Annotated in this window: 17 protein-coding genes and 1 pseudogene; 8 read left to right on the forward strand and 10 right to left on the reverse strand. The window is 70.0% G+C overall.

Annotated features, from left to right (window positions below; genetic code table 11):
• Nucleotides 1-861 precede the first annotated feature (861 nt).
• Nucleotides 862-1,899, reverse strand: coding sequence for an L-glyceraldehyde 3-phosphate reductase (mgrA, locus tag J7E88_RS07115; protein WP_215178455.1), 1,038 nt, complete (start codon nt 1,897-1,899; stop codon nt 862-864).
• Between the two features lie 106 nt (nt 1,900-2,005).
• On the opposite strand from mgrA, the gene J7E88_RS07120 reads away from it, so the two are divergent.
• From J7E88_RS07120 to J7E88_RS07140, 5 genes are all read left to right on the forward strand, one after another.
• Nucleotides 2,006-2,767: an isoprenyl transferase gene (locus J7E88_RS07120; protein ID WP_215178967.1), complete on the forward strand. Its 762-nt coding sequence runs from the start codon at nt 2,006-2,008 to the stop codon at nt 2,765-2,767.
• A gap of 334 nt (nt 2,768-3,101) precedes the next feature.
• Nucleotides 3,102-4,424, forward strand: a complete 1,323-nt coding sequence (locus J7E88_RS07125; protein ID WP_215178457.1) for a PhoH family protein — start codon at nt 3,102-3,104, stop codon at nt 4,422-4,424.
• A 420-nt stretch (nt 4,425-4,844) separates the two neighbouring features.
• Nucleotides 4,845-5,537, forward strand: a complete 693-nt coding sequence (locus J7E88_RS07130) for a transglycosylase SLT domain-containing protein (protein WP_215178459.1) — start codon at nt 4,845-4,847, stop codon at nt 5,535-5,537.
• A gap of 151 nt (nt 5,538-5,688) precedes the next feature.
• Nucleotides 5,689-7,071, forward strand: coding sequence for an AI-2E family transporter (locus J7E88_RS07135; RefSeq protein WP_215178461.1), 1,383 nt, complete (start codon nt 5,689-5,691; stop codon nt 7,069-7,071).
• Nucleotides 7,068-7,838 carry a hypothetical protein gene (locus J7E88_RS07140; RefSeq protein WP_215178463.1) on the forward strand — a complete coding sequence of 257 codons (771 nt, stop codon included), beginning with the start codon at nt 7,068-7,070 and terminating at the stop codon, nt 7,836-7,838. Before J7E88_RS07135 ends, J7E88_RS07140 begins: the two co-directional genes overlap by 4 nt.
• Nucleotides 7,839-7,919: 81 nt before the next feature.
• Here J7E88_RS07140 and J7E88_RS07145 read toward each other — a convergent pair whose 3' ends face one another.
• Together J7E88_RS07145 and J7E88_RS07150 are read right to left on the reverse strand one after the other, a co-directional pair.
• Nucleotides 7,920-8,453, reverse strand: coding sequence for an alkyl hydroperoxide reductase (locus J7E88_RS07145; protein ID WP_215178464.1), 534 nt, complete (start codon nt 8,451-8,453; stop codon nt 7,920-7,922).
• Between the two features lie 6 nt (nt 8,454-8,459).
• Complete coding sequence (locus J7E88_RS07150) at nt 8,460-9,014, reverse strand: peroxiredoxin (RefSeq protein ID WP_215178466.1); 555 nt, start codon at nt 9,012-9,014, stop codon at nt 8,460-8,462.
• A gap of 138 nt (nt 9,015-9,152) precedes the next feature.
• Between J7E88_RS07150 and J7E88_RS07155 the strand changes: the two genes are divergently transcribed.
• On the forward strand, nt 9,153-10,133 hold the full coding sequence (locus J7E88_RS07155; protein WP_215178969.1) for a hydrogen peroxide-inducible genes activator: 981 nt from the start codon (nt 9,153-9,155) through the stop codon (nt 10,131-10,133).
• Between the two features lie 169 nt (nt 10,134-10,302).
• Here the strand turns inward: J7E88_RS07155 and J7E88_RS07160 are convergent, their stop codons facing one another.
• Nucleotides 10,303-10,827 (reverse strand): PadR family transcriptional regulator, encoded by a 525-nt coding sequence (locus J7E88_RS07160; RefSeq protein ID WP_215178469.1) that lies wholly within the window; start codon nt 10,825-10,827, stop codon nt 10,303-10,305.
• A 321-nt stretch (nt 10,828-11,148) separates the two neighbouring features.
• Between J7E88_RS07160 and J7E88_RS07165 the strand changes: the two genes are divergently transcribed.
• The gene (locus tag J7E88_RS07165; protein WP_215178470.1) at nt 11,149-13,380 is read left to right on the forward strand and encodes a transglycosylase domain-containing protein; all 2,232 of its coding nucleotides are present in this window, start codon (nt 11,149-11,151) and stop codon (nt 13,378-13,380) included.
• 151 nt (nt 13,381-13,531) lie between these two features.
• Here the strand turns inward: J7E88_RS07165 and J7E88_RS07170 are convergent, their stop codons facing one another.
• The 5 genes and pseudogenes from J7E88_RS07170 to J7E88_RS07190 all read right to left on the reverse strand — a co-directional run bounded on the left by J7E88_RS07170 (nt 13,532) and on the right by J7E88_RS07190 (nt 18,424).
• The gene (locus tag J7E88_RS07170; RefSeq protein ID WP_215178472.1) at nt 13,532-13,711 is read right to left on the reverse strand and encodes a hypothetical protein; all 180 of its coding nucleotides are present in this window, start codon (nt 13,709-13,711) and stop codon (nt 13,532-13,534) included.
• Between the two features lie 14 nt (nt 13,712-13,725).
• A pseudogene (locus J7E88_RS07175) lies at nt 13,726-13,945 on the reverse strand (catalase); the annotation flags it as partial.
• Between the two features lie 44 nt (nt 13,946-13,989).
• Nucleotides 13,990-15,882, reverse strand: a complete 1,893-nt coding sequence (locus J7E88_RS07180; RefSeq protein WP_215178474.1) for a SpoIIE family protein phosphatase — start codon at nt 15,880-15,882, stop codon at nt 13,990-13,992.
• Between the two features lie 416 nt (nt 15,883-16,298).
• On the reverse strand, nt 16,299-16,979 hold the full coding sequence (locus tag J7E88_RS07185; RefSeq protein WP_215178476.1) for a DUF402 domain-containing protein: 681 nt from the start codon (nt 16,977-16,979) through the stop codon (nt 16,299-16,301).
• Between the two features lie 44 nt (nt 16,980-17,023).
• Entirely contained in the window at nt 17,024-18,424 is a 1,401-nt protein-coding gene (locus tag J7E88_RS07190; RefSeq protein WP_215178478.1) for an aspartate ammonia-lyase, read from the reverse strand.
• 116 nt (nt 18,425-18,540) lie between these two features.
• Here J7E88_RS07190 and J7E88_RS07195 point away from each other — a divergent pair, with 116 nt between their 5' ends.
• Entirely contained in the window at nt 18,541-20,070 is a 1,530-nt protein-coding gene (locus J7E88_RS07195; protein WP_215178480.1) for a ricin-type beta-trefoil lectin domain protein, read from the forward strand.
• 83 nt (nt 20,071-20,153) lie between these two features.
• Here the strand turns inward: J7E88_RS07195 and J7E88_RS07200 are convergent, their stop codons facing one another.
• Nucleotides 20,154-21,821: a fumarate hydratase gene (locus J7E88_RS07200; RefSeq protein ID WP_215178482.1), complete on the reverse strand. Its 1,668-nt coding sequence runs from the start codon at nt 21,819-21,821 to the stop codon at nt 20,154-20,156.
• Nucleotides 21,822-22,014 lie beyond the last annotated feature (193 nt).

Consider the following 22,014-nt stretch of genomic DNA (forward strand, 5'->3'; position numbering starts at 1 on the left):
CCTGCTCAAGTCCGAACTGAGCAGGCAGTCGCTTCTGTGGGTGGGGCAGGGCGGCTTGGGTTGGCCCGTGCGTACGATGCCCACACCCCGGAGCAGCACTCGGCGCACCCAGTCACGTTGTCGACGCAGCAGTGGATTCCGGTCAGGGCTTCTGCGTCGCCGCAGGACGTCCGGTTCGTGGCGATCTGCCGACTCGGTGGTCACCCGAGAAACGTGACATGCACCGGCTTTGACCCGCGTGATCCGCGCGGAGTGCGGCACGCCCTGGTCGTCGTGCTCGTGTTCGTGCTCACCTCGTGCGCGGTACTGGCCGGGACGAGGTCGTCCGCACGTGGTCGGCGAGTGGATCGCCCGACGCTCCGCCGCAGGTGTTCCAGGCGCGTCGATGTGCGCCCCGATCCGCTGCCTTGGAAGCGCTCCTGCCTGCGGAATCGACGGTAACCGGCTCTGGCGGGCCGGACCGCTTGACGCTGCGTCACGTGTTCGTCAATGCGGCGCCCGTCCTCCTGGGTCACCCGTCGGAGTAGCGGACCGGGCCCCGGCCGGGCCGATGAACCCGGGGTTCGGCCTTCCGCGCGGTCGGCGCCGCGCCCTACGGCGGATCCGGCGCGCGGCTGCGGCATGGCGTGGCACTCAGCACCACTTACAAAGCGTTATGGTGGAAACCCCCCCTCGGGCCGGTCCGTATCCCCCCCCACGGACCGGCCCGTTTTTCATGCCCGACGACGGGCCACCGTTCGGACCCGATGGTCACGGGTTCGGACCTGATGGGTCACGGCACCGGCTGCGTCGCGGGCATCGCGCCGGTCACGCACCGGCTACACCCGGCAACCGCGTCCTCAAACTCACAGGGCAATACACCTAGCTCCGTGCCGCCCAGATGTTCGTCCCCGCCGTGTCCACGGCGAAAGTGTCGATGTCCTTCAGCTCCGCGTCGGTCAGCGGCGGGCCCGCCAGCGCCGCCACGTTCTCCTCCAGCTGCGGCACGCTGGACGCGCCGATCAGCGCCGACGTCATCCGGGGATCGCGCAGCACCCATGTGAGCGCCAGCTGGGCGAGCGACTGGCCGCGCCGGGACGCGATGTCGTTCAGACCGTTCAGCCGGCGCGGCACCTCGCCCGACAGCAGACCCGGGTCGAGCGACTTGCCCTGCGTGGCGCGCGAGCCCTCCGGGATGCCCTTCAGGTACTTGCCGGTGAGCAGCCCCTGTGCCAGCGGCGCGAAGGAGATGCAGCCCATGCCGGCGGTCTCCAGCGTGTCGAGCAGGTCGTCGTTTTCGATCCAGCGATTGATCATCGAGTAGGACGGCTGGTGGATGAGGGCCGGGACGCCCATCTCGCTGAGCAGCTGGGCCGCCTCCGCGGTCTGCTCGGCGGTGTAGGAGGACACGCCCGCATACAGGGCCTTGCCCTGCTGCACCGCCGAGGCCAGCGCACCCATCGTCTCCTCGAGAGGGGTGTCCTTGTCGAAGCGGTGCGAGTAGAAGATGTCGACGTGGTCGAGGCCCATCCGCTTCAGGGACGCGTCCAGCGAGGACAGCAGGTATTTGCGGGAGCCCCACTCTCCGTACGGCCCGGGGTGCATCAGATACCCCGCCTTGGTTGAAATGACCAATTCGTCCCGATAAGGGGCGAAGTCCTGGGCGAAGATCTTGCCGAAGTTCAGTTCCGCGGAACCGGGCGGCGGACCGTAGTTGTTCGCCAGGTCGAAGTGCGTCACGCCCAGGTCGAAGGCGCGGCGCAGGATCGCGCGCTGAGTGTGGAGCGAGCGGTCGTCGCCGAAGTTGTGCCACAGGCCGAGCGAGATCGCCGGCAGCTTGAGCCCGGAACGGCCGCTGCGCCGGTATTCCATGGATGCGTAACGGTCATCGGCGGCACGGTAGAAGATTGAATCAGTCACGTCTCCCTCCTTATCACGTACTTGTGACAGACCGGGTTGGGCCGCTGTGGGCCGTCCGCAGTAGTGTGGCGCCTTCGGGGACTGCCGCATGGAGGGTGTAAGAACAGTGAACCTGCGCGACCTGGTGTACGGGCTCTACGCACGCCGGGTGGAAGGCCGCCTCGACCACGCCCAGGTGCCCAAGCACATCGGCGTGATCCTCGACGGCAACCGCCGCTGGGCGAAGGCGTCCGGCGGCACAGCCGCACAGGGACACCAGGCGGGAGCCGACAAGATCTCCGAACTTCTCGGCTGGTGCGCCGAGACCGACGTCGAGGTCGTCACCCTCTGGCTGCTCTCGACGGACAACTTCGACCGTCCCGAGGCGGAGCTCACCCCGCTCCTGCGCATCATCGAGAACACCGTGCGCAACCTGGCCGCCGACGGCCGCTGGCGCGTGCACCACGTCGGCACCCTCGACCTGCTGCCGGCCCATACGCAGTCCGTGCTGAAGGAGGCCGAGCAGGCGACGCTCGGCAACGACGGAATACTGGTGAACGTCGCGGTCGGCTACGGCGGCCGGCAGGAGATCGCCGACGCGGTCCGTTCGCTGCTGCTGGAGCACGCGGAGAAGGGGACGAGCTTCGAGGAGCTCGCCGAGATCGTGAACGTCGAGCACATCTCGGAGCACCTGTACACGCGCGGGCAGCCGGACCCGGACCTGGTGATCCGTACGAGCGGGGAGCAGCGGCTCTCCGGCTTCATGCTCTGGCAGAGCGCACACTCGGAGTACTACTTCTGCGAGGTCTTCTGGCCGGCGTTCCGCAAGGTGGACTTCCTGCGGGCGCTGCGGGACTACGCCGCGCGCCACCGCCGTTACGGCACCTGATCCTCCGGGGCCCAGGGTCCCCCTTCTGGCCTCCCGTCATCCCCTGTTCACCGGTGCGACGTCATATGCCAACGCATGGCCGCACGCGTTCGAGGGAATACCCCCTTCAGGTCGACGTCCGATCCACGAACGTCGTATCTCAGTGAGCGGCCGACACCGCTCACCCGGGAGGCCCTTTGCACACGAAGGACTGCACCTCTGGTGCGGACCACGCGGAGGGCCGGCGCTCGGCCCGTGCAGCAGGCCGGCCCGGCCCGTCGTCCGCTTCGGCGGATGACGCAATGGTCCGCGACGCCGTCGCACCCCGACCTCGTCCGAGGGGGTACGTCCTTCCGTGGTGAACAGCACAAAGCGCCGCATGCCCGACCGGCGCACCTACGTTCTCGACACCAGCGTCCTGCTGGCCGACCCGCACGCCATGAGCCGCTTCGACGAGCACGAGGTCGTGCTGCCGATCGTGGTGATCACGGAACTGGAGGCCAAGAGGCACCATCCGGAGCTCGGTTACTTCGCCCGGCAGGCCCTGCGTCTCCTGGACGACTTCCGCATCCGGTTCGGCCGTCTCGACGCACCCCTGCCGATCGGCGATCTCGGCGGTTCGCTGCGGGTGGAGCTCAATCACCAGGATCCCGGCGTGCTTCCGGCCGGCTTCCGGCTGGGGGACAACGACTCCCGCATCCTCGCGGTGGCGCGCAATCTCCAGGCCGAGGGGTACGACGTCACGGTCGTCTCCAAGGACCTGCCGCTGCGCATCAAGGCGTCCTCCGTCGGTCTGCTCGCCGAGGAGTACCGCGCGGAGCTGGCCATCACCGACACCGGCTGGACCGGTATGACCGAACTGCCCCTGTCCGCCGATCAGGTGGACCTGCTGTACGGGCAGGAGACGCTGTACGTCCCCGAAGCGGCCGAGCTGCCCGTGCACACCGGCCTCGTGCTGCAGTCCGAGCGCGGAAAGGCCCTCGGCCGTATCACCGCCGAGGGCAGCGTGCGGCTGGTGCGCGGGGACCGGGAGGCGTTCGGCATCCACGGCCGCAGCGCTGAGCAGCGCATCGCGCTCGATCTCCTGCTCGACCAGGAGATCGGCATCGTCTCTCTGGGCGGGCGTGCGGGCACCGGCAAATCGGCCCTCGCGCTGTGCGCCGGCCTGGAGGCCGTGCTGGAGCGCAGGCAGCACCAGAAGGTGATGGTCTTCCGGCCGCTGTACGCGGTGGGCGGCCAGGAGCTCGGCTATCTGCCGGGCACCGAGGCCGAGAAGATGAGCCCCTGGGCGCAGGCGGTCTTCGACACCCTCTCCGCGGTGGCGGGACGCGAGGTGATCGAGGAGGTGCTCGGCCGCGGCATGCTGGAGGTGCTGCCGCTCACCCACATCCGGGGCCGCTCCCTGCACGACGCGTTCGTCATCGTCGACGAGGCCCAGTCGCTGGAACGGAACGTCCTGCTGACTGTTCTGTCCCGTGTCGGGGCGAATTCCCGGGTCGTCCTCACTCATGACGTGGCGCAGCGGGACAATCTTCGCGTCGGCCGGTACGACGGAGTCGTCGCCGTCGTCGAGAAACTGAAGGGCCATCCGCTCTTCGCGCATGTCACCCTCAACCGCTCCGAGCGTTCGCAGATCGCGGCGCTCGTGACCGAAATGCTGGAGGACGTGCACATTTAACCGGATCCGCCCCAAGGGGCCTGTCCGGCAAAAGGGACAAGCCAGTTGACGCCGCCCGGCGAAGCGCAGGAGCTTAGCCGGGCGGCGTCGCGCTGTCCGCGATTCCTTCAAAACCCCTGGTGTAAACGGGGTGTGAGCTTTCACACGCAACGAAGAATTGCCTTGCGGTGTCGGCTTCCGGCAGAGTCTTGCTTCCGTCAGGCCCCGCATGCGGCACACCCGCACCGTCAGTGGTGCACAGCAACACACAACTCAAGACCTGCCGCCGCATGCCGCCCGCGAGCACCACGTGGCAGCTGCCCCCAGGCAGTTGCCCGCCGGGCCCGCGCCTCCCGTGACCCAATCAGTGCGGAGGCCAGCGCCAGGGGCACGATTGCGCTCGCGAGGTCACCTATGCGGGCGATGCTGGAAGGAAACCGTGTGAGCCGGATCTCGGTCCGGGGATTCGCAGTCGCCTCGGCAACTGCGGTCACCACCGTCGGCGCCGTCGTCGGCGTCGCGTCGGGCAACACCCAGCCTGCGGGGGACACCCTCGAGGCGACGGCAGCCGACACGACGCTTCTCGCGGACATTCCCATGGGCGAGCAGGCCCAGGTCCAGGTCTCGTCCCTCGCGCAGCAGGCCGAAGCGCAGGCCGCTGCCGCGGACGCGGCCGCGAAGAAGTCCGCTGAGGAATCGGCACGCATCCAGGCCGCCAGGACCGCCGAGGCGAAGAAGGCCGCGGCGGACGAGAAGGCGGAGCGCGAGCGTGAGGAGGCGGAGGCACGCGCCAACCGTGACGCGGTCCGCTCGGCTTCCAGCTTCTCCGCCAAGGCCTCCTACACGGTCGCCGAAGTCCAGGCGATGGCACGCCAGATGGTCCCGGCTGACCAGTTCCAGTGCTTCAGCAACATCGTGGACCACGAGTCGAGCTGGAACTACCAGGCCTCCAACCCGTCTTCGGGCGCGTTCGGCCTTGTCCAGGCGCTGCCGGGCTCCAAGATGGCGTCGGCCGGCGACGACTGGCAGACGAACCCGGCCACCCAGATAAAGTGGGGCCTGAACTACATGGACAGCCGCTACGGCAGCCCTTGTGGCGCGTGGTCGTTCTGGCAGGCGAACCACTGGTATTAGATTCGCCCGGCGCTCAACTTTCCGGAGCCCTTCACCGTCCTACGGTGAGGGGCTCCGTGCGTGTACGGTCGGTGTCCCATTACTCCCGGGTGAGGGCACCGCCCGCGCCCTTGGGGCGCAGGGGAGAATGGTGGGGACAAAAGGGAGCATCATGTCGAAGGTTCCAGGGTGGCTCGGCCGTGTGGGCGCCGAGCTGACCCGGATTGGAGAGCGCCTGGACGAGCGGCGCAAGGAGGCTGCGGCGGAGGACGAGCCGCCCGCCGTCGTGCCGGTGCCCGACAGTGTCCCCCCACCGCCCGCCTACGCGCCCGCCGTCGCGGCCCGCCCCGACCCGGTCGCCGCGATCCCGTGGGGCATCCGTGTCGCGGCCGAGGCCGGCTGGCGGTTGCTCGTCCTCGCGGGCACGCTGTGGGTGCTGATGCGTGTCATCAGCGCCGTACAGCTCGTGGTGCTCGCCTTCGCCGCCGCGCTGCTCGTCACCGCCATGCTCCAGCCCACCGTCGCACGGCTGCGGAAGCTGGGCCTGCCGCGCGGGCTCGCGACCGCGGGCACGGGGATCCTCGGCTTCGTCATCATGGGCCTCGTCGGCTGGTTCGTGGTCTGGCAGGTCATGGACAACCTCGACAATCTGTCGGACCGCGTCAGGGACGGCATCGAGGAGCTCAAGCGCTGGCTGCTGGACAGCCCGTTCCATGTCACCGAGTCCCAGATCAACGACATCGCGCAGAACCTCAGCGACACCATCAGCACCAACACCGAGGAGATCACCTCCGCCGGTCTGCAGGGTGTGACCGTGATGGTGGAGGTGCTGACCGGAATACTGCTCGCGATGTTCTCCACGCTCTTCCTGCTCTACGACGGGAAGCGCATCTGGGAGTGGACGCTCAAACTCGTGCCGTCCGAGGCACGCGCGGGTGTCGCCGGCGCAGGGCCCCGCGCGTGGCGCACGCTCACCGCCTATGTGCGCGGCACCGTCCTGGTGGCCCTGATCGACGCCATCTTCATCGGCCTCGGCCTCTGGTTCCTCGAGGTCCCGTTGGCCGTGCCGCTCGCCGTGTTCATCTTCCTCTTCGCCTTCATCCCGCTCGTCGGCGCGGTCGTCTCGGGCGCCCTCGCAGTCGTCGTCGGGCTCGTGACGCAGGGCGTGTTCACGGCGCTGATGGTGCTGATCGTGGTCCTCGCCGTCCAGCAGATCGAGGGGCATGTGCTCCAGCCCTTCATCCTCGGCCGCGCGGTGCGCGTCCACCCGCTCGCCGTCGTCCTGTCCGTCGCCGCCGGCGGCCTGACCGCCGGCATCGGCGGCGCGGTCGTCGCCGTGCCCCTGGTCGCGGTCACCAACACGGTCGTCGGCTATCTGCGGGCGTACGGCAAGGAGCAGACCATGCGCAACGCCCCGCCGCCACATGGCTCCACGGCACTGGACGCAGCCCCCTCGGCCGGGCCGGCACCCGAGCCCCCGCCCGCGGAGCCCGGGTCCGCGCCGAAGCCCGAGCAGCGTTCGGAGCAGCCTTCCGACGCCGAGGAGCAGGAGTGATCTCCGAGCCGGAGCTGGTGGGGGAGGAGCAGCCTTTCGGCGCTCCGGAGACGGCGGGCCGGGGGATCATGCGCGCAGAGGTCCCGTCCGACTCGGGCGCAGGGGATCACCCCTCGCCGAAGCGGCGGTACCGCGCATGGCCGTGGGCGATCGGCGGCGCTCTGGTCGCGTCCGCGCTCTGGGCGGGCGGGCTCTACGCGTACGCGCAGCAGGAGGTCGACCTCGGCGGCTACCGGGCGAGCGAGGATCTCTGCGCCGACGCGGAGTTGAAGGGCCTTGCGAAGGGGGTCGGCAAGCGGGAAGGGCCCGGCGACGCATGGCGCCGCGACCACGGGTCCGTGCACCGCGCCACCTGCTTCGTGTCGCTGAAGCCGATCGACTACGAGCCCGAGACGGACGAGGAGGGGAACGAGGTGTGGTCCCTTCCCGGCGTCGAGATCACGTACACGCTGCACAAGAAGACCGACCCGGGACCCGAGTTCGAGGGAATGGTGAGGGCGCGGCCGACCGAGGTGTTCGCCTCCGAGGCGGTGATCACGAGCGTCGACGGCGTGGGGGAGCAGGCGTTCGTCATCGTGGAGGAGGACCTGAGCCGCATCACGGTGGAGGCGCTGAACGGCCAGGCGGTGGTCGGCATCACCACGTCCGTCGAGTGGGACGAGGGCGGCGACGGGCCGGCGAGGGACCTGAAGGAGCTCGAACCGCTGCTCATGGAGGACGTCACGGCGCTCCTGGCCGCACTGCGAACGGCCCCCGAGACGGACTGAGGAAGGCCCCGCCGGGAAGAAGTGACGAAGGGCCCCGCCGACCGGAGTCGGCGGGGCCCTTCGCGGTCATGTGTGCGAGGACTACTCGGCGAGGACGGCTTCCGCGTCCAGCGTCGTCCCCACGGCCTGGATCACCGCGGCGATCTTGACGGCCTCCTGGATCGTCTCGCGGTCCACACCGGCCTTGCGCAGCACCTGCTCGTGGGAGTCCAGGCACTGGCCGCAGCCGTTGATGGCGGAGACGGCGAGCGACCACAGCTCGAAGTCGACCTTCTCCACGCCCGGGTTGCCGATGACGTTCATCCGCAGACCGGCGCGCAGCGTCCCGTACTCGGGGTCCGACAGCAGGTGCCGGGTCCGGTAGAAGACGTTGTTCATCGCCATGACCGCGGCGGCGGACTTGGCGGCCGTGTACGCCTCGGGCTTCAGGTTCGCCTTGGCCTCCGGCTCCAGCTCGCGCAGCACCTTGGGCGAACGCGAGGCGATCGCGCAGGCCAGCACGGTGCCCCACAGCTGCTGCTGCGGAAGCTCGCTGTTGCCGATGACCGAGCCGAGATTCAGCTTCAGGTCCTTGGCGTAGTCCGGTACGGCGGCCTTGAGTTCGTCGAGAGACATGTCAGATCACTCGCCCGACAGCAGCGCGACGGCGTCGAGGGTGTTCTCGCCCTTGGTCCAGTTGCACGGGCACAGCTCGTCGGTCTGCAGGGCGTCCAGCACCCGCAGGACCTCCTTGGGGTTACGCCCGACGGAGCCGGCGGTCACCATGGTGAACTGGATCTCGTTGTTCGGGTCGACGATGAAGACGGCGCGCTGCGCGAAGCCGTCCTCGCCCTCGATGCCGAGGTCGCGCATCAGCTCGTGCTTGGAGTCGGCCATCATCGGGAAGGGCAGGTCACGCAGGTCGGTGTGGTCCTTGCGCCAGGCGTGGTGGACGAACTCGGAGTCACCGGAGAAGCCGAGGATCTGGGCGTCACGGTCGGCGAACTCGTCGTTCAGCTTGCCGAACGCGGCGATCTCGGTCGGGCAGACGAAGGTGAAGTCCTTGGGCCACGCGAAAACGACCTTCCACTTGCCCTCGTAGGACTTGTGGTTGATCTGCTCGAACTCCTTGCCACTCTCCAGCGAGACGCAGGCAGTCAGTTCGAACGTGGGGAACTGGTCACCGACAGTGAGCACGCGCTCTCCTTGCATGCAGGAAGGTCCCTTTTGGGGTCTTCCAATGGGGTTGGACGGATCTTGATAGTGGCACAGAGTGCATTGATCGCGGAAATAGCTAGACTCGGTCATCCCGATCGGAGGTACCTATCAGTGTCGATGCCCCATACCGTTCAGCCCGGCAATACGGGCGCCAGGTCCGTCGGCGGGCGGTCCAAGCAGCCCAGCCTGGCCCAGCTGCGCGCCTTCGCGGCGGTGGCGGAACATCTGCACTTCCGGGACGCGGCAGCCGCAATCGGGATGAGCCAGCCGGCGCTGTCCGGGGCCGTCTCCGCACTGGAGGAGGTACTGGGTGTCCAGCTCCTGGAGCGTACGACGCGCAAGGTGCTGCTCTCCCCGGCCGGGGAGCGGCTCGCGGTGCGGGCCAAGGCCGTCCTCGACGCGGTCGGCGAGCTGATGGAGGAGGCGGAGGCGGTGCGGGCCCCGTTCACCGGGGTGCTCCGGCTCGGCGTGATCCCGACAGTGGCGCCGTACCTGCTGCCGACGGTGCTGCGGCTGGTCCATGAGCGCTATCCGGAGCTGGATCTCCAGGTCCACGAGGAGCAGACGTCCTCCCTGCTGGAGGGCCTGGCGGCCGGCCGCCTCGACCTGCTGCTGCTCGCGGTGCCGCTGGGCGTGCCGGGCGTCAGCGAACTCCCGCTGTTCGACGAGGACTTCGTGCTCGTCGCGCCCGAGGACCACGAGCTGGCCGACCGGACGGACATCCCCCGGGAGGCGCTGCGGGACCTGCATCTGCTGCTGCTGGACGAGGGTCACTGCCTGCGCGACCAGGCGCTCGACGTCTGCCGCGAGGCGGGCCGCTCGGAGGGCGCCGCCGTGACGACCACGGCGGCGGGCCTGTCCACGCTGGTCCAACTCGTGGCGGGCGGCCTGGGGGTGACGCTGCTCCCGCGGACGGCGGTGGAGGTCGAGACGTCCCGCGGCCCCCGTCTTCGCACGGGATGGTTCTCCTCCCCGGCCCCGTCGCGCCGGATCGCCCTGGCGATGCGGTCGGGAGCGGCGCGGAGCGATGAGTTCGAGGAGCTGGCCGGGGCGTTGAGGGGGGCGGTGGCGGGACTGCCCGTGCGGGTGGTGACGTGAGGGCCGGTCCGGCCGGCTCCCCGTGGTCCCAGGGGCCGGGCGTCAGTATGGATCGTCAACGAAGAATGGCTCAAATGCTCTACCCGCCATTAGCTGTTGGGGAGTTCGGCGTGGACCGTCGCCGGTCCGGTAGCGGTGGGAGACAGAGCCGGCGGGCCCGGGGCGACGGTCATACAGTGACCGTCGCGGCGAGCTGGTCGAGGCGCTTGGCGGTCAGTTCCAGCCAGCGCAGGTCGGCGTCGAGGTGGAACAGCGCGTGGTCGCAGATCAGTTGGTCGGCGAGGTCGCCGTGCCGCTTGCGCTCGGTGAGGGCACGCATCAGCCGCAGGTGCTCGGCACGCTGGGCATCGAGCAGATCGGTGGCGTCGCGGCCGGTGAGGAGTGCGAGGATCACCTTCGTGTAGAGGGTCGACTGCAGGTACGGCTCCGGCTTCTCGGGCTGGGTGAGCCACCGGGAGACATCCGTGACCCCCGCGTCGGTGATCGCGTACCGCTTGCGCTCGGGTCCGCCGCCCGCCTCGATCGCATCGACCTCGACGAGCCCGTTCTTCAGGAGCCGGGACATGGTGGAGTACACCTGCCCGTAGTGCAGCGGCCGGTCCTGCCCGAAGTGCTCGTCGAAGGCGCGCTTGAGGTCGTAGCCGTGGCGGGGACCGGATTCGAGGAGGGCAAGGAGGGTGTGACCGATGGACATGCCCGTCACTGTACATGTCGTGTATACATGGCGTGCATAGCTGCCGCGCGGGGGACGGCCCCGCCTCGCCGGGCCCGGCCCTTGCCGAGGTGGCGCCGCAGCTTCGACGAGATGATCTCGTACGGGCGCAGGCAACCTTCCGGCCCCCTGATGAGTCGTTCCTTCGGGCGGGGTGCTGATTCTCACGTCCGGAAAAGGCGGATCAATTCCTCTTTGTCTGTCCGCCCGGTGTTACCTTTCTGAGCTGATTCCGGCCGGGCACGCGCTGCGGGCAAGGGCCGGGACCGGCGACCGACGACCGACGAGCGGAGCGACGAAGCGATGGGCCGAGCGGAAGAGCGACAGGCTCGGCAGCGCGGTGCGCGCCGGGCGAGGAAAACGCGGCCCACGGGCATACGCCGCTTCTTCACCTGGCGGAAACTGCTGGGCACCTTCTTCGGCCTGTGTCTGCTGGCCATGGGCGCGTTCTTCGTGATCTACCTGATGGTCCCGGTGCCCGAGGCCAACGCGCAGGCCAAGATGCAGAGCAACGTCTACAAGTACAGCGACGGCAAGATCCTCGCCCGCACCGGCGAGATCAACCGGGAGATCGTCGCCCTGGACGAGATACCCCGGGACGTCCAGTACACGTTCGTCGCGGCCGAGAACAAGACCTTCTTCGAGGACTCCGGCGTCGACCTCAAGGGCACCCTGCGCGGCGTGAAGAACACCCTCACCGGAAAGGGCAAGCAGGGTGGTTCGACCATCACCCAGCAGTACGTCAAGAACTACTACCTGGACCAGGACCAGACGGTCACCCGCAAGCTCAAGGAGCTGGTGATCTCGCTGAAGGTGGACCAGAAGAAGGGCAAGCCGGAGATCCTCGCCGGCTACATCAACACCAGCTTCTACGGCCGCGGGGCCTACGGCATCCAGGCCGCCGCGCAGGCGTACTACGGCGTCGACGCGGAGAAGCTGACCGTCGCCCAGGGCGCGTACCTCGCCGCGCTGCTCCAGGCGCCCAACCAGTACGACTGGGCGATCGCCTCGCAGACCGGCAAGGACCTGGTGACCGAGCGCTGGCACTACGTCCTCGACAACATGGTCGAGGAGGGCTGGCTGGACGCGGGCGAGCGCGCGGGCCTGAAGTTCCCCGTACCCAAGGCGCCGAAGGCCGCGCCCGGCATGAGCGGCCAGGCCGGTTACATCGTCGACGCCGCCAAGAAGGAGCTGGCCCGCCAGGGGCTCAGCGAGGAGGACCTGACGGCGGGCGGCTGGACCATCACGCTCAACATCGACTCCAAGAAGCAGAAGACACTGGAGAAGGCGGTCAAGGAACAGCTCGAGGACGAGCTGGACCGCAAGGGCAGCAAGGTCGACGCGACCGTGCAGGCCGGCGCCACCTCCGTCGACCCGAAGACGGGCAAGGTCCTGGCGCTCTACGGCGGTGTGGACTACGTGCAGCACTACTGGAACAACGCGACCCGGGACGACTACCAGCCCGCCTCCACCTTCAAGCCGGTCGTCTTCGCCTCCGCCCTGGAGAACGGCTCCGAGACCCAGGACGGCGTCCCGATCGGCCTCAACACCGTCTACGACGGCACCAGCAAGCGCCCGGTCGTCGGCAGCGACACCCCGTTCGCCCCGCAGAACGACCTCGGCCGCAGCCACGGCCAGGTCACCGTCCAGACCTCCCTGAACAAGTCGATCAACTCCGCCTTCGCGCAGATGGCGGTCGACGTCGGCCTCGACAAGGTGAAGGAGACGGCGCTCGCCCTGGGCGTGCCGGACAAGAACTTCCCGCTGCGGCCGGCGATCTCGCTCGGCACCATGGGCGCCTCCACGTGGGACATGGCCGGGGTGTACGCCACCCTCGACAACCACGGCAAGAAGGTCACGCCCACGATCGTCGCCGAGGCCGAGCACAAGGACCGTCAAATCGACCTGCCGGACCCGGTCGGCGACCGGGTGATCAGCCGGGAGACGGCCGACACCGTGACCGCCGGCCTGACCGGTGTGGTGAGGAACGGCTCCGGCCAGGCGGCCGCCAGCAGCGCCTACGAGGCGGCCGGCAAGACCGGCACCTCGGAGAACAACCGCTCGGCGTGGTTCGCGGGCTACACGCCCGAACTGGTCACCGTCGTGGCCCTGTTCGGAGAGTCCCCGAAGGACGGTGGCGGCCAGGTCTCGCTGACCGGCACGGCGAACTCGGGCCGCGCCAGCGGCGGCGGCTTCCCGGCCAGGATCTGGGGCGAGTACACCCTGGGTGCGCTGAACGGCGGCTCGGACGCGCGGTTCGACCTGGACGTGGCCGAGATCGCGGTCCCCGACCCGGATCCGACGCCGACGCAGACCGAGACCGAGGACCCGGATCCGACGCCGACGCGGACCGAGACCGAGGACCCGGATCCGACGCCGACCAAGACCGAGACCCAGGACCCGACGCCGCCGACGGGCGACCCGACGCCGACGGAGACCGAGACGGTGACGGACAGCCCGACGATCAGCCCGCCGGTCGAGCCCGGCGACAGCACGGACGGCGGACGCAACGATCAGCTGAGGCCCAACGACTAGACGCGGCCCGTGCCCGTACCGCCGGGCCGTGCACATACGGCGGACGTCGGCCGCTGTTGACCTTCGTGGCGATCGTTCGCCGAGCGGCTTGCCGACGAACCTCCGGTCCCGCAGGGCCCGTTCCGGCACCGTCTTGGCGGACGGGAGCCGTTCACGGGCGGCGTCGTCGAGCACCTCGCGGACCATGGTGGGTGCCCGCCTGCCCGAAGTCGCCGTCCTCGCGGTGCAGCTCGTACACCTCGCGCACCGTCTCGCCCGCGGCGTGCCGGCCGGCCGGATCGCCGAAGTCGAACGGGCTGAAGCGGTAGTCGACCGCGTCCGCGAACGGCAAGATCTCCCGCTGACCGGCTGGAAGAGATCGGCCTCGGTGAACCGGCTGACATCGTCGGTAACTTCGGAGAAACCGTACGCGTCCGAACCCTTGGCGTGCACCACCCGCTCGGGGACCCGTTCGCGGGGGGAACCGGGCCATCTTCTCGACCAGGCAGTGGTCCTGGAGCAGGGTCGGACCGTCGGCATCCACGCTGAGCACGTGCTCGTCGCTCTCCACCGGGATGCCGGGCACGTGTCGCGGGAGGGTGGACGGGGCTCTCGTGGACGGCCGGTCCGCTACGGGCGGGCGGGCAGCTCGAACCAGACGACCTTGCCCGTCGACAGCCGGGTCGCCCCCCACCGTCTGGCCAGCCGGTTCACCAGGAACAGGCCGCGGCCGCCCTCGTCGGTGTCCCGGGCGCGGCGCTGTCTCGGCAGCTGCGGGGAGTCGTCGCCGACCTCGCAGCGCAGCACGTCCGTGCGCAGCAGTCGCAGCGTCACGGGGCGCTCCGCGTACCGCACGGCGTTGGTCACGACCTCGCTGACCAGCAGCTCCACCGAGTCGGACAGCTCCTCCAGGCCCCAGCGGGCGAGCGCGCGCCGCGCCAGGCGGCGGGCCCGGCTCGGCGCCGCGTCCTCCGGCTCCAGGAACCAGTACGCGACATCACTGGGCGCGATCCCGTCGAATCGGGCGGCGAGCAGCGCGATGTCGTCGTCGCGGTCGCCGGGCCCCAGCATGTCGAGCACGTCGTCGCAGAGCGCCTCCAGCGGGGGCGAGTGGTCGGGGCCGGTCAGCTGGGCGGTGGCGGCAAGCCGCTCCCGCAGCTGCTCGATGCCCGTCCACACGTCCCGCAGCCGGGACTCGACGAGACCGTCGGTGTACAGCAGTAGCGTCGCCCCGGCGGGGGCGTCCAGCTCCACCGCCTCGAAGTCCACACCGCCGACACCGATGGGCGCCCCGGGCGGCACGCGCAGCACCTCGGCCCGCCCGCCCAGGTGCAGCAGGATGGGCGGCGGGTGTCCGGCGTTGGCGATGGTGATGCGGTGCGCGACCGGGTCGTAGACCGCGTACAGGCACGTCGCCATCCGGTCGGCGCCGAGCCGCTGGGCCTGCTCGTCGAGATGGTGCAGGACCTCCTGCGGCGGCAGGTCCAGACCGGCGAGGGTCTGCGCGGTGGTGCGCAGCTGGCCCATGATCGCCGCGGACTTCATGGAGTGGCCCATCACATCGCCCACGACGAGCGCGACCCGGCTGCCGGGCAGCGGGATCGCGTCGTACCAGTCGCCGCCGACCCGGGCGGTCTCGGCGGCCGGCAGGTAGCGCGAGGCGAGCTTGACGCCGGTCGGCTGGGGCAGTGAGTCGGGCAGCATCGTGCGCTGAAGCTCGTCGGCGATGTAGGCCTCGCGGCCGTAGAGCACGGCCTTGTCGATGCCGAGCGCGGTGTGCGTGGCGAGCTGCGCCGCGACGAGCAGGTCGTTGGGCTCGAAGGCCGGGCGGTCCGGGCGGCGCAGGAAGACCGCCGCACCGATCACGCGCCGCCTGCCGCGGAGCGGGGCGAGTATCGCGCGATGGCCGCCTGGCACACTGCGTCCGTCGCCGAGCAGCTCGGGCAGCGCGGCGCGGGCGGCCGCGGAGTCGCCGAAGACGGGCCGCACTCCGCGCAGCACCTCGGACAGGGCACCGCCGGAGCGCACCTCGCACAGCTCGGAGGCGGGCGCGAGGTCGGTCCCCGGGTCCAGCAGGGGCATGGCGGGGACCCGGCCCTGCTCGGCGTCATCGGCGTTTAAACGCAGCCGGTCGCTGCGGCGCAGCCGGAGCACGAACGGGGACACCGGGCGCTCGTCGCCCACGGGCAGCGGGTCGCGCAGATAGACGAGGATCGCGTCGGAGAACGTCGGCACGGTCGCCCGGCAGAGCCCGAGGACGATCTCGTCGAGGTCGATGCCGCGTGCGATCCGCCGCGTCGCGGCCCCCACGAAGCGCAGCCGGTCGCCCTCCCGGCGCGCCGTCCCGGCGATGTCCTGCGCCTGGGCCTGCACGGAGTGCGTCTGGGGCTGGGGCTTCGGCTTCGGCGGCGGTCCGGAAGGCACGGCTGCCGGCCCGGCCGCCTCCGCCCGCGGCCGGGTGCGTTCCTGCGACCGGGCAACCAGGGGCTGCCTGCCTTCGTGGGAGGTGGGATGCTCCGTCACGCGTGGGATTCCGTCCGTCCGGGCCGGTTGTGCGGTGCGAACGCCTTGTGAGGCGGTATACCCGCTCTGGAGGCGGCGTCGACAGGGTGGCGGGCATCCGGCACAGCTCAACCCCCTGTATGACTCGTACTGACTCGTACTGACTCGTGCTGACGTGCGGTCCTCGGTCTGCGCTCAGCTCTCCCTCGTAGGGTGCAGCCTCGCGGACGACGATCCTACGTTTGCACCCAGGGGGCGCATCAAGAGTCTCACGAGGTCGTATACGCCGGAGCCCGATCACTGACCGGAATCGGACACCGGGACGGAACCCGCGGTGTCCCAGGGCCGGAGAGATCGGGCGGAGTGGTCGGTGAAGCGCAATGTTTCGGCCGGCTTCACTCCCCATCGATCCTTCCCCGCCCCGCCCCCGGTGCCCGTCACGATGCCAGGCGGGCGGACGGGGTGCGGGCCCAGTCGGCGGGCAGCTTCGGGACCGGCCAGGACGGGTCGGGCCGCCAGTGCTCCCAGCCGGCCGAGAACGGCGTCTCCCAGGCCCGGATCGAGGCAACGGCCGCCCGGCCCGCCGCCCGTACCCGCGCCGCCTTCTCGGCGTCCATCAGGCCGACGCGCTGTGCCTCGGCGAACTCGTCCTCGTCCCGCCACAGCCAACTTCGGTCCGGATACACCGAGATGTCGAGAAAGTGGTCCTCCGAGTCGACCCCGCCCGCCCAACGGGTGCGCGGCTCCTCGAGGTTCACGTACCAGCTCTTGAACCGCCAGCCCGTCTCCCAGAACAGCCAGACCGACCACGGGTCCCCGGGGCGGGCGAGCTTGAGGACCCCCGAGCCGAACCAGCGGTCCCGGGTCAGCGTGCGCGGGGCCGTGTAGCGGGTGGCGAGCGGCTCCCGGTGGACGGGCGTGCCGTCCACCAGGACCGGTTTCACGCACTCCGTCCCCGGCGCCATCCAGACCGCGAGCAGGTCCGCGGTGTCCTGTACGACCGTCACCGGCCGGCAGATGTGCACGCTGCAGCCGTCCAGATCCGGGGCATGGCCGCGATAGCGCCAGAGGATCTGGTCCCCCGGCCTCCAGCGTGCGATGCGTTCCGTGCCTGTCATGGGCAGATCTTAGGAGGAAGGCGCCCGCGTCGCTGCGAATCGGGTCACGGGTGCGTCATACGCAACACGTCCAGCGCCTCGTCCAACTGCTCGAGGGTCAGGGCGCCACGCTCCACATAGCCGGACTCCAGCACGACCTCGCGGATCGTCTTGCGTTCGGCGAGTGACTTCTTGGCGACCTTCGCGGCCTCCTCGTAGCCGATGTACTTGTTGAGCGGGGTGACGACGGAGGGGGAGGACTCGGCGTACTCGCGTGCCCGCTCGACGTTCGCCGTGATGCCGTCGACCGTACGGTCGGCGAGCAGCCGGGAGGCGGACGCCAGCAGCCGGACCGACTCCAGCAGGTTCTTCGCCATCACCGGCAGCATCACATTGAGTTCGAAGTTCCCGGCTGCGCCCGCGGCCGCGACCGTGGCGTCATTGCCCGTCACCTGGGCCGCCACCATCAATACGGCCTCCGGGATCACGGGGTTGACCTTGCCCGGCATGATCGAGGAGCCGGGCTGGAGGTCCGGCAAGGTGATCTCGGCGAGCCCTGTGCGCGGTCCGGACGCCATCCAGCGCAGGTCGTTGGAGATCTTGGTCAGGCCGACGGCGATCGTACGGAGCTGGCCGGACGTCTCCACCAGGCCGTCACGCGCGCCCTGCGCCTCGAAGTGGTCGCGGGCCTCCGTCAGCGGCAGGCCGGTCGTGCGCGCGACCTCGGCGATGACCGCGGCCGAGAAGCCGGGTGGGGTGTTGATGCCGGTTCCCACGGCGGTGCCGCCCAGGGGCAGTTCGGCGAGCCGCGGCAAGGACGCCTTCAGGCGCTCGACGCCGTACCTGACCTGGGCCGCGTAGCCGCCGAACTCCTGGCCGAGCGTCACCGGCGTCGCGTCCATCAGATGCGTACGGCCCGACTTCACGACCGCCGCGAACTCCGTCGCCTTGCGCTCCAGGGAGCCCGCCAGGTACTCCAGCGCCGGGATCAGGTCACCCGTGACGGCCGCGGTCGCGGCGATGTGGATGGAGGAGGGGAAGACGTCGTTGGACGACTGCGAAGCGTTCACATGGTCGTTGGGGTGCACGTCGCGGCCCAGCCGCTCGGTGGCGAGCGTCGCGATGACCTCGTTGGCGTTCATGTTGGACGACGTGCCGGAGCCGGTCTGGAAGACGTCGACCGGGAAGTGATCGTCCCACCGGCCGTCGGCGACCTCCGCCGCCGCGGCGGCGACCGCCTGAGCGATGTCGGCGTCCAGGACGCCCAGTTGGGCGTTGACCTGGGCCGCGGCCGCCTTGATACGGGCCAGGGCCTCGATGTGCGCGCGCTCCAGGCGCTGACCGGACACGGGGAAGTTCTCCACGGCCCGCTGGGTCTGCGCCCGCCACTTGGCATGCGCGGGCACCCGCACCTCTCCCATGGAGTCGTGCTCGATCCGGAACCCGTCCACCTCGGCGTCGCTCATCGCTGTCCTTCCTCCCGAATCCTCTGGAAAAGTTGAGCAGTTGTCTTGTTCCGCCTATTCCCAACTGCGCTACCCGCCAGTAAATACCCGGAGTAACCACAACTCGGGGAGGCGCAATGAAGGGAACAGGCCCAAGGCTTCGCACACTGAGCCGTACCGTGGCCGCCGCCGCTGTACTCGCCACCGTCCTGGGCGGGACGACGCTCACCGCCCCCGCCGCGTCCGGCGCCCCGGCTGTGTCGCCGGCGGCGGTGCCGCTGCCGCCCGAACTCGAAGCCGTCCGGGCCGCCGAGGCGACCGCACTCTACGGCAGCCCGGAGGAACGCCCGCTCGCGCAGCGCAAGACCGGCCTGATCTCGCTGGGCGACAGCGAGATCTCCGGCGAGGGCGTCGGCACGTACGAGCCCGGCACGAACGGCCCCGACAACTGGTGCCACCGCTCGCCCGACGCCGCGATCCACCGCACGGGCATCGCCGCGGACGTCACGTACAACGTCTCCTGCTCCGGCGCGTACACCGGCAACATCCGCATCGGCGGCCACAAGCAGTACGCCGACGAACTCGTCCAGAGCGACAACCTCGCCGTCAAGGCCCGCAACACCCGCATCAAAATGGTGCTGCTGGTCGCCGGCGCCAACGACGACCTCCGGTTCGGCCCCGTGATGACCGACTGCGTCACCCGCTACCTGCTCCTCCAGGGGCCCTGCGAGCCGAAGTACGCGCCCGGCTGGCAGGCCCGCGTCGACGCCCTGGTCCCCAAGGTCGAACAGACCGTGCGCGACCTGCGCACCGTCATGCGGGACGCCGGCTACGCGGACGGTGACTACAAGCTCGTCGTGATGGGCTACCCGAGCCCGATCGGCCCGGACTTCCGCGACAACCCGAAGTTCCCCGGCAAGCTCGTCTGCGGCGGCATGGGCTACGACTCCGACACGGTGTGGGGCCGCAACACCGCCGTCCCCGCCTTCGAACGCGGCATGCGCCAGGCCGCACGCAGCACGGGCGCCGTGTACCTCGACAACTCCCGCCTCTTCCACGGGCACGAGGTCTGCTACGAGGAGACCTGGGCGCGCGGGCTGTACGTGGACCTCACCAACCCCTTCCCGCCGGACGCCAACTCGGTCCGCCAGTCCTTCCACCCGAACCGAAGCGGCCACGCTGCCTTCGCGTCGTGCCTGACGCAGCTGTACGCATCGACCGCGCGGGAGGCGAGCTGCGCGGACGTCGCGTCGGCGGGCAGGCCGGTGCTGCTCCCGCTGGCGTGGGACGACGCCTACCGCCCGCTGAAGGCGGCGGCGGGGCCGTGCCTGGACGTCAAGGGCGCCGAGACCCGCAACGGCACGCCCCTGGTGGCCTGGGACTGCCACGCGGGCCGCAACCAGGGCTGGTGGTACGACCCGGCGCGCCGTTCCCTGCACACGGAACTCAGCCAGGACCGGTGCGCGGACGTTCCGGAGGGCGCGTACCGGGCGGGCACGGAACTGATCGTGTGGGACTGCCACGGCGGCACGAACCAGCAGTTCGTCCGCTCCGGCGCGACGCTCCGCCCGGCGGCGGCGCAGTCGTTGTGCGTGACGCTGGGCCGGCCCGGCGACGGCGCGCGCCTGACGCCGTGCGACGGCTCGGCGGCGCAGCGCTTGGCGTAGATCACGGCGACCGGAGTCGCCCCTGCGGGCGTCTCCGGCCCTGCCGCGTCCGGCTCAGCCAGCCCAGCCCTGCCGCTCCCGGCTCAGCCCAGCCCCGGCCCTCGCACCGGGATGGAGGTGAACGTCGGCGCGGGCGCCGGATCCTGGAAGAAGTCGTTGCCCTTGTCGTCGACCACGATGAACGCCGGGAAGTCCTCCACCTCGATCTTCCACACCGCTTCCATGCCGAGCTCCTCGTACTCGACGACCTCGACCTTCTTGATGCAGTCCTGCGCGAGGCGCGCGGCCGGGCCGCCGATCGAGCCGAGGTAGAAGCCGCCGTGCGTGCCGCACGCGTCGGTGACCTGCTTGGACCTGTTCCCCTTGGCCAGCATGATCTTGGAGCCGCCGGCCGCCTGGAACTGCTCGACGTAGGAGTCCATCCGGCCCGCCGTCGTCGGGCCGAAGGAGCCGGATGCGTAGCCCTCGGGAGTCTTGGCGGGACCGGCGTAGTACACCGGGTGGTCCTTCAGGTACTGCGGCATCTCCTCACCCGCGTCGAGCCGCTCCTTGATCTTCGCGTGCGCGATGTCACGTGCGACGACCAGCGGACCGGTCAGCGACAGGCGCGTCTTGACCGGGTACTTCGTCAGCTCGGCCAGCATCTCGTCCATCGGACGGTTGAGGTCGATCCGCACGACGTCGCCCTCGTCGGCGAGGTGCTCCTCCGTCGTGTCCGGCAGGAAGCGCGCCGGGTCGGTCTCCAGCTGCTCCAGGAAGACGCCCTCGGCGGTGATCTTCGCGACGGCCTGGCGGTCGGCCGAGCAGGAGACGGCGATCGCGACGGGCAGCGAGGCGCCGTGGCGCGGCAGACGCACCACGCGCACGTCGTGGCAGAAGTACTTGCCGCCGAACTGCGCGCCGATACCGATCTTCTGAGTGAGCTCGAAGACCTTCTTCTCCAGCTCCTCGTCACGGAAGCCGTGGCCGAGCTCCGAACCCTCCGACGGCAGCTCGTCCAGGTAGTGCGCGGAGGCGTACTTGGCGGTCTTCAGCGCGAACTCCGCGCTGGTGCCGCCGACGACGATCGCCAGGTGGTACGGCGGGCAGGCGGCCGTGCCGAGCGAGCGGATCTTCTCCTCCAGGAACTTCATCATGCTCGCCTCGTTGAGCACGGCCTTCGTCTCCTGGTAGAGGAAGGACTTGTTGGCGCTGCCGCCGCCCTTGGCCATGAAGAGGAACTTGTACGCGCCGCCGTCGGTCGCGTACAGCTCGATCTGGGCGGGCAGGTTGGAGCCGGTGTTCTTCTCCTCCCACATGGTGAGCGGAGCCATCTGCGAGTAGCGCAGGTTGAGCTTGGTGTACGCGTCGTAGATGCCGCGCGAGAGGGCTTCCTCGTCGCCGCCCTCGGTCAGCACGTTCTGTCCGCGCTTGCCCATGACGATCGCCGTGCCGGTGTCCTGGCACATGGGGAGCACGCCGGCGGCGGCGATGTTGGCGTTCTTCAGCAGGTCGAGCGCGACGAACTTGTCGTTGGACGACGCCTCGGGATCGTCGATGATCCGCCGCAGCTGCGCCAGATGGGCCGGACGCAGATAGTGCTGGATGTCGTGGATGGCCTCGGCCGCGAGCGTGCGCAGGGCCTCGGGCTCGACCTTGAGGAAGGTGCGCCCGTCGGCCTCGAAGGTGGAGACACCTTCGGCGGTCACCAGCCGGTACGGGGTGGTGTCCTCTCCCAGGGGGAGCAGATCCGTATACGCGAACTCCGGCATTTCGCCCATTCCTCACTTCACAGACAGCGGCTGGCCTCCATTGGCAGCGCCCTCCAGCGTAGAGCGCCCCCGTGGCCCCGATCCTGTGAGGTAAGGCTCACTTCCCGGGTGCGGGCTTTCCGGCGCGGGACCGGGCTTCCCGGGGCGGGCGCGGGATCCCGGCGCGGGTGTGGGCTTTCCGGGGGCGGGCGCG

Source organism: Streptomyces sp. ISL-10, from assembly GCF_018614575.1.
GTDB lineage: Bacteria > Actinomycetota > Actinomycetes > Streptomycetales > Streptomycetaceae > Streptomyces.